This window comes from Lactococcus sp. dk101 (assembly GCF_009601055.1).
GTDB lineage: Bacteria > Bacillota > Bacilli > Lactobacillales > Streptococcaceae > Lactococcus.
Window position 1 is genome coordinate 1 of the sequence record NZ_WITI01000032.1, and the last position, 1,233, is coordinate 1,233.

The 1,233-nt window shown below is 36.6% G+C and carries 1 protein-coding gene; it reads right to left on the minus strand.

Annotated elements, in window-relative coordinates; genetic code table 11:
- Positions 1 to 51: 51 nt before the first annotated feature.
- Positions 52 to 1,178 (minus strand): IS3 family transposase gene (locus GHI45_RS11190; RefSeq protein WP_147780922.1). Its coding sequence is split into 2 segments (ribosomal slippage): positions 52 to 962 and positions 962 to 1,178, totalling 1,128 coding nucleotides; the frame shifts between segments, so codons are not numbered across the junction.
- Positions 1,179 to 1,233: the final 55 nt, after the last annotated feature.

The following is a 1,233-nucleotide window of genomic DNA, read 5'->3' on the forward strand; positions in this document are numbered from 1 at the left end:
TGACATTAAGTCAAGAAACTAGACATCAAAATAGGTAAATTCCCTTTCTGCCTAGGCGGCTAATTTTTGTTGTTGTTTTTCGAATTCATTGGGCGTTAAATAATTAAGTCCCTGATGAATTCTATTTTGATTATAGAAGCTCTCAATATACCAAAAGACCTCGTGCTTAGCTTGAGTAAAATCTTTGATTGAACGATGATAAATCCACTCTCTTTTTAAATGCCCATGCCAAGATTCAAGACTTGCATTGTGATAAGGATAGCCCTTACGACTGTAAGAATGCTTGATATGATAATTTTCGAGGAGTTGGTTATATTCTTGACTGGTATATTGACTTCCTTGGTCTGAGTGTAAAATAAGATTGTTAAAATTGCCTCTGATTTTAAGGGCTCTCTCCATTGTTCGAGTAACTAATTCAGTCGTCATGCGTTGACTGATATCCCAAGCAATGATCTTCTTAGAGTAGCGATCCATGATGGTGGAGAGATAAACCCAACCTTGAGCCTGTGTGTGGATATAGGTAATATCCGTTGACCAAACTTGATTCATGCGACTGGGTTCAGTGCTCACTAAATTTTCTCTTGAGAAAGCTTCTGACTTACCTTGAGACGGTCTGAACTTTTTATTTACAATAGATTTCATCCCCTCCTCACGCATCAATTTTTGAACAAGTTTCACACCCACATTCGTCCATTTTTGAAGCAACAGATGGTGTATTTTAGGGGCACCATAAATCTTTTTAGAAGCGTTATAAATCTGTTTAATCTCAACGGTTAAATCATTTCGTCGTTGTTCCGAAGGAGAAACTTTACGCTGTATTTGTTCATAAAAACTTGAACGATTAAGTTCAAAAATATGGCAGGCTTTTGCAATATTCAAGTGTTCTTCATGAATCATCTTGAGCATTTCTGGGGTTGTCATTTCTTTTTCTCGGCGAATATGGTCAATACTTTTTTTAAGAGGTCACGTTCTTCTTGAACACGAGCTAACTCTTTTTTCAAATCAATAAAGTCAGCCTTAGAGTACTCTTGTCCACCCTTCTTTGAGTATTTGTCAATCCATTTGTAAAGTGTCGTTTGTGAAATGCCATATTCGCTTGACAGACTCAGAACACTTTGCCCTGAGTCATAGAGTTCTACTAGAGTTTCTTTGAAACCTTGTTCATATCGTTTAACCATATATTGAGTGTACCAAATTACCTAAACTACTGTCCATTTTTCTAGGATAACATCA